The 6,564-nt window shown below is 71.7% G+C and carries 6 protein-coding genes; all 6 read right to left on the bottom strand.

What is annotated here, in order from left to right; translation table 11 throughout:
• On the bottom strand, positions 1-833 hold an 833-nt coding region (gene xrtA, locus AX685_RS05640), incomplete at its 3' end, for an exosortase A (RefSeq protein ID WP_082740559.1).
• A complete protein-coding gene (locus tag AX685_RS05635) occupies positions 830-2,014 on the bottom strand; it encodes a TIGR03087 family PEP-CTERM/XrtA system glycosyltransferase (RefSeq protein ID WP_231738585.1) in 1,185 nt (394 codons plus the stop codon). The genes AX685_RS05635 and xrtA, both read right to left, overlap by 4 nt.
• On the bottom strand, positions 1,990-3,027 hold the full coding sequence (locus AX685_RS05630) for a FemAB family XrtA/PEP-CTERM system-associated protein (protein ID WP_066486278.1): 1,038 nt from the start codon (positions 3,025-3,027) through the stop codon (positions 1,990-1,992). The genes AX685_RS05635 and AX685_RS05630 overlap by 25 nt, the downstream gene beginning before the upstream one ends.
• Entirely contained in the window at positions 3,024-3,884 is an 861-nt protein-coding gene (locus tag AX685_RS05625; RefSeq protein WP_066486276.1) for an XrtA system polysaccharide deacetylase, read from the bottom strand. Before AX685_RS05625 ends, AX685_RS05630 begins: the two co-directional genes overlap by 4 nt.
• Complete coding sequence (locus AX685_RS05620) at positions 3,884-4,927, bottom strand: ExeA family protein (RefSeq protein WP_066486274.1); 1,044 nt, start codon at positions 4,925-4,927, stop codon at positions 3,884-3,886. The genes AX685_RS05625 and AX685_RS05620 overlap by 1 nt, the downstream gene beginning before the upstream one ends.
• Before the next feature lie 17 nt (positions 4,928-4,944).
• Positions 4,945-6,564: hypothetical protein (locus AX685_RS22370; RefSeq protein WP_066486271.1), on the bottom strand; the 1,620-nt coding region annotated here is incomplete at its 5' end.

Here is a 6,564-nt window from a genome sequence, read left to right as displayed (position 1 = left end):
AACCACCGCCACGCCGCCGCCATCAACGCGGCCATCACCACGCCGAAGAACACCCAGCCATAGACGATATGGTCCACCCCGGTCGCCGCCGCGACGCCCCAGCGCTGCGCCGCCACGATCGTCCCGAACGCGCGCACCGCATTGGCCAGCACCGGCACGATCACACACGCCGCCATCCAGATCGCGCGCCGCCGCCAGCTGCTGAAACAGGTGTTGGCGACCAGCGCGCCATAGGCCAGCATCGCGATCACGAACTTGGCGCCCGAACACGCCTCCGCCACCTCGAAATAATAGGGGCCGGCGTGGATCAGCACCCCGTCGACGCTGGCGGGCACGCCCGCCACATGGAGCAGCGGCATCACCATCGCGACCGTCACGTCCTGCAACACCGGTTCCAGCTCGTCGCCGAACGGCACCATGAAGAACGCATAGGCGATCGGAAACGCCAGCGCGCGCGCCACGTTCGGCCCCAGCACCGCGATCGTCACGCCCGCCAGCATCGCGACCAGCGCGACCTGTCGCACCAGCGCCACCTCGCCCGCATCGCCCAGCAGCCACAGGAACGCCGCGCCCGCGGTGATCGCCACCCCCGGCGCCCAGCCGGTCGGCACGATCCGCGCCAGCCCCGCGCGCCGCGTCCACACCAGCCACGCGACCACCGGCGCGATGAACAGGCAGTGGCCGAACGTCGTGCTGGTCCACCAGATGCGCGTCATCGCCGCCACATCGGCGCGGAACAGCAGCAGCAGCGCCGCCGCGGTCGCCGCCAGCGCGATAAGGTGACGCGGCCACACATTGCGCTCCACCACGGCCGCCACGGTCGTGTCGCTCACGCCGCCAGTCCGACGATCGCGTCCAGCGGCGCCAGCCGCGCCGCCCAGTCATAGCGTGCGATCACCCGCGCCCGCGCCGCGCGCCCCAGCGCCGCCGCCGCATCCCGGTCCGCCAGCAGCGCCGCAATCTCCCGCGCCATCGCCGCCGCATCGCCCGCGACGCGCAGCGCGCCGCCATGGTCGATCCCCTCGGCAGCGGCCGCGCTGGCGACGACCGGGCGTGCCATCGCCATCGCTTCCAGCACCTTGTTCTGGATACCGCGCGCCAGCATCAGCGGCGCGACCACCACATCCGCCGCCGCCAGCCAGCCGCGCACGTCCGCGACCTCCCCGGTCACCGTCACCCGCTCCCCCGCCAGCGCGCGTACCGAGGGCGTCGGCGCGCGCCCGACAATCGCGAAATGCGCCGCAGGCAGCTGAGGCATCATGTCGCGCACGAACGCCGTCACCGCCTCGACATTGGGGCGATAATCCATCTGCCCGGTGAAGACGATCAGCGGCACGCCCGGCGCCTCGACCGGCGCGAACGACGCCGCGGGGTCGAAGAACCCCGCGTCGATGCCGTTTTCCAGCGGCTGTCCGCCCGGCACCAGCGCGGCTTCCTCCGCGCTGACGAACAGGCTGGCGTCGACCGCCGCCGCCACGCTGCGCTCAAACGCCGCCAGCAACCGCGCCTCGCGCGCCAGCATCCAGCGCATCGGCCCGCGCGCGTCGGCAGCATAGGCGACGAACTTCGCCGAATCGGCATCGACGAAATCCATGACGCGCCGCACCCCCGCCGGCAGATACGGCGCCATCTGCCCGGAAAAGGCATAGGCGCAGGCCACCCGCTGCCGCGCCATCACGTCCGTCACCGCGCGCCGCACCGCATCGTCATCGAACGCGGTCAGCGACAGCGGCCGGCCGCTCGCCATCGCCTCCAGCCCGGCGCGCCATTGCTTCTTGGTGCGCGGCACGATCGTGTGGCTGGCCAGCATGTTTGTGAACGCCGCCGCGGGCGACCGGTCGCGCGGATCGTCGGCGAACGCGACCAGATGCACCCGCGCGCGCGCCGCCAGATGGCGCAGGATGTGATAACCTCTGATCTTGTCGCCGCGATCGGGGGGAAAGGGCACGCGATGCGCCAGGAACAGCACATCGCCGCTGGCGCCCGCGATCACCCCAGCCCCCGGCTGATCCACGGCCCGATCGCATTGGCGACCGGCAGCGGCAGGCGCCGCCATGCCTTCACCATCAACGCATATCTGGGGTTCAGCGGATTGACCTCGCGCCGTTCGCCCGCGCTCCACACCGAATAGGACAGCGGCCGCCCCTCGAACCCCCAGTTCTTCTTGAACGCCGCCGCGCCCGTCCCGGTCTTGGATCGCCCGAAGTCGAAGCGGGTGCACCCGCGCGCGCGGGCATGCGCCATCAGCGCGAAATACATCCGGTCGTTGGCGCGCAGGGCGCGCGCCGCCTCGGTCCCGCCACCCCAATAGGGATAGACGGTGCCGCGGTGATACAGGCTCAGCACGCTCGCCACCGCGCGGCCATCGTGACGGACGGTCAGCACATCGGCGTCCATCGTCTCCAGCACGGCACGAAACAGCGCGCGCGGAAACACCGGCGTGCCCAGGTTGCGCACCGATTCGGCATAGATGCCATAATGTTCGTCCGCCGCCGCGCGCGTGCGCGCGACATGCACGGTCAGGTCGCCCGCCAGCGCCTTGCGTACCTCGGCACGCTGCTTGCGCGGGATGGCCAGCAATTCCGCATCGTCGTCCGCCGCCAGATCGCGTGCAAAGCCCAGATAGCTCGTCGCATCGACCGCCCAGCCCGCCGGTGCCGCCCCGCCACGCCATTCGACCGAGGGGCAGCCTCGTTCCTGCGCCAGCGCCACCGCGCCCGCCGCCAGCGGTGCCACCGCCGCCGCGTCGCCCAGCATCCCGCCATCGACCGCGAAGCCCGCCGACACCAGCGCGCGCCCGAACAGCGGCGATCGCATCTCGGTCAGCGGCACCGCGCCGATCATCGCGCCGTCGGCGCGCTCGGCGACCAGCCAGTGCGCGCGCTGCCCGCAGCCGCGCTCCACCGCCGCGCTCCATTCCAGCAGGTGAAAGGGCGTGGCATCGCGGTGCGCCGCGACGAACGCCGCCACCTCGCGCGCGTCGGCGCGGCGTACGCCGACCGGCGCGGTGGTCAGCGGCATCGTCATCGCGACAGCCGCGCGACCACCGCGTCGGTCCGCCCCCAGCGGTGCCGGCGCAGCAGTCCGTCGAGCTTGCCCGCCATTGCGCCGATCCGGCTGTAATGCCGCACCCGTGACTTCAGCGGCGCGCCCGCGACGCGCGGCTGGCCGGGATCGACCTCCCACGGGTGGAAATAGAAGACACCTGGTGCGCCCGCGGCATGGACCTGGCGCAGCGCATGATCGGTCAGCGCGGCGGGCAGCAGCCGGAAGAACCCGCCCCCCGTCGCGATCCGCCGCCCGGCGAACTCCGCCACCGTCACCGGCAATTCGACCAGCGCCGCATCCGCCAGCGGCGACCAGGCATAGCGCGGGCTGTCGCGCCAGCCGTAATGGTCGTGCGCGACCGGTGCGACACTGCTGGAATAGGCATAGCCTTCCTCCGCCAGCACCGCGTGCGCCCAGGGCGTGCGCCGGTCGATCGAGAAGCTGGGCGCACGATAACCCGTCACCGCGACCCCGCCGGCATCCTCCAGCGCGGCGCGCGCGCGGCGCAGGTCGGCACGGAATTCCTCCGCGCTCATCGTGAAAACGCGCCGGTGATCCCAGCCGTGGCTGGCGACCTCATGCCCCGCCGCGGCGATCCGCTGCATCAGCGCGGGGTTACGCGCCGCCACCCAGCCCAATGTGAAGAAGGTCGCGCGCACGTTCGCGGCAGCGAACAGGTCGATGACGCGCGCGGTGTTGTCCGCCACGCGCGATTCCAGCGTCGCCCAGTCGGCCTTGTCGATCGTGCGTTCGAACGCGCCGACCTGGAACCATTCTTCCACGTCGACCGACATGGCATTCAGGATGGGGGCGTCGACGACCGGATCGGGGCGCATCACGCCGCCCCCCGCATCGCCTCCGCGCGCGCCGCGTCGCCCTCCACCCAGTCGACCAGCAGCGTCAGCACGCGGCGTAGCGCGGCATCCTGCTCGGCGATCCGCGCCTCCAGTGCCGCGATCCGCGCCTCGGTCTGCGGGTCGGCGCGCGTGAGGGGCGTCGCGGCGGCGTCGTTGGCGACGGTCGCGGCCGGACGCGGCGTGGCGGGCGCATCGGCGCGCGGCGCGGGCAGGTCGCGCTCCTCGTCCGCGACGACGCCTGCGATCAGCGCCGCGTCGATCGTCTCCGCCTGCGCCAGCGATCCGTGCAGCAGCACGCGCGTCATCAACTGGTTCAGCCGCCGCGGCACCCCGCCGGTGGCGCGGTGCAGCGCGGCGAAGGCATCGGCGGAAAACGCCGGCCGCCCCGTCCATCCCGCCACGGTCAGCCGGTGGGTGACGTAATCCTCCACTTCCTCGGCCGCCATCGGGTCGAGGTGATGGACCGCGATGACCCGCTGGCGCAGCTGCTCCAGCCGGTCCGATCCGTTCAACCGCTCGCGGAACTCCGGCTGGCCTAGCAGGAAGATCTGCACCAGCGCCCGCCCGCCCGCCTGGAAATTGGAGAGCATCCGCAGCTCCTCCAGCGCCGACGGCGGCAGCGCCTGCGCCTCGTCGACGATCAGCAGCGTGCGCCGCCCGGTGCGCGCCACCGCATGCAGCCCGCGCTCGACGATCATCAGCAGCTCGGCCTTGGTCTTGCCCGCCGGGTCCAGGTTCAGCCCCTGCGCGACGATCCGCAACAGGTCCTCATGCTCCACCGCGGTCGACACGATCGTGATGACGTTGAGGTTCGCCGGGTCGATCTGCGCGGTCAGATGGCCGACCAGCGTGGTCTTGCCCGCGCCGATATCGCCGGTGATGACGATGAACCCCTCGCCCTGTGCCAGGCCATAGCCCAGATAGGCCATCGCCTTGCGATGGGTCGACGTCTCGCACCAGAAACGCGGATCGGGCGTCAGCTGGAACGGGCGGTCGGCCAGGCCGTAGAATGCGTCATACATGCGCTGTCTCGCGTCCGTCAGAAATTGTACCGCGCGCCGACCAGCGCCTGCGCGGACCATTGCGTGTCGATCCCGCTCTGGTCGAAGCCGTATACGCCGATCGACGCCAGCGTGCCGAGCCGCCCGAACTGGCGCGAGTAGGTGGTGTTCGCGCCCCAGCCATAGACGTCGCCGGCGCCCGGCAGTCCGCTGGAGTACCAGTTACCGAAGACATTGGCATCCAGGTTCGACACCCGCGACAGCGCGCGCGACCAGAACAGCTGGGCATAGGCGCTTTCGTCCTCCAGCCCGATCACGGTCACGCCCGGCGCGCCGCGCGGCGCGTACAGGCGGCGGTTGGCATAGCCCATGCCGAACCCGAAGCTGGTGCGCCCGCGCGACGCGCTGATGACGCCGTCGATTCCGCGCGCGCGATAGCTGGCGGTCGCGATCGACTGGAACACGTCGTTCAGGCACCCGCCCGCACCGCCGCCGGCGCCCGCGTCCTGCCCCGGCCGCGCGCCGAACACGCACCCGCCGAACTGCTGGCCAAACGGGTCGATGCTGGTGTCGAACGCGCGCGGCAATTGCGTCAGCCCGTCGCGCAGCTGCCGCCCGAACGTCTCGATCCCGTCGTACAGCAGCACGTTGACCGCCACGTCGCGCGACATGGCGTAGCTGAGCGACCCGAAATAGGTCTCGCCGCCATAACGATATCCGGCATTGGCGCGCAGCTCCAGCCGCGGGCTGGGGCGCCAGATCACCCCGGCGTCATAGATCAGCCCATCGGTCTGGTACGCGATCCGCACCGGCGACGCCGGGTCGGTCACGAACCGCCCGTCGGCATCGCGCACCGGCACCCCGCCCGCGGAGACCAGCGCGTCGCGCTGCCCGACCTCGATCTTCTCATACCCCACGCCCGCGCGCACCGCGACGGTGCGCGACAGCGGCATCACCACGTCGCCGCGCCCGAACCAGCCGTCATATCGCTGATCCAGCTGGTCGGCGTCCTCGCGCTCCCATCCACCGCTGACGGTGACGCCGAACGGCGCGACACGCCCCACCGGCACGCCGACGGTCGCGGTCGCCATGTGATTGCGCGAGCTGTCGAAATAATCGAACGGCGCCTGACCGGGCAGCAGCGCGGGGACGTCCGGCACCTCCACCTTGGTATAGCCGAAGCGATAGGCCGCACCGACGTCCAGCAGCCCGACCTGCGTCGACAGCGTCGGCCCGGCGTAGAAGGAATAGAGCTGCGACACGTTGGCGGCATTGCCCAGCAGGTTGCCCGGCGCCGCACCGCGGATGTCGCTGCGCGCGCGCGTGGCGATCGCCCCGCCCTCCAGCGACAGCGACGGCGTCAGCCGCACTTGCGCCAGCGCCAGCCCGCTGTGGATATCCTGGTCGCCGACGTCGCCGTTCCAGTCGATGCGCCGTTCGTAGCGATAGCTGACCTGCCCCTGCGCACGTCCGTTGCTGATCCCCGCGTCGATCCCGGCGGCAACCTGGGTATAGGTCAGCACGTCGTCGGTGGTGAGGTCGGCGGTCACCACCTGCCCCAGCTCGATATAGGGCTGGACGTAGCGCGCGGTGCGACCGCCAGCACCGCCATTGCCCGCGCCGCCGCCCCCGTTGCCCGCACCGGCATCGCCCGGCGC

It is taken from the genome of Sphingomonas sp. CCH9-F2 (assembly GCF_001556735.1).
Taxonomy (GTDB): domain Bacteria; phylum Pseudomonadota; class Alphaproteobacteria; order Sphingomonadales; family Sphingomonadaceae; genus Sphingomonas; species Sphingomonas ginsenosidimutans.
This window is presented reverse-complemented; position numbering and strand designations above follow the sequence as displayed.

Coding starts and splice junctions, on each gene's coding strand:
- AX685_RS05620 (WP_066486274.1), bottom strand. CDS start 4,927: ATGTATGACGCATTCTACGGCCTGGCCGACCGCCCGTTCCAGCTGACG.
- AX685_RS05625 (WP_066486276.1), bottom strand. CDS start 3,884: ATGCGCCCCGATCCGGTCGTCGACGCCCCCATCCTGAATGCCATGTCG.
- AX685_RS05630 (WP_066486278.1), bottom strand. CDS start 3,027: ATGACGATGCCGCTGACCACCGCGCCGGTCGGCGTACGCCGCGCCGAC.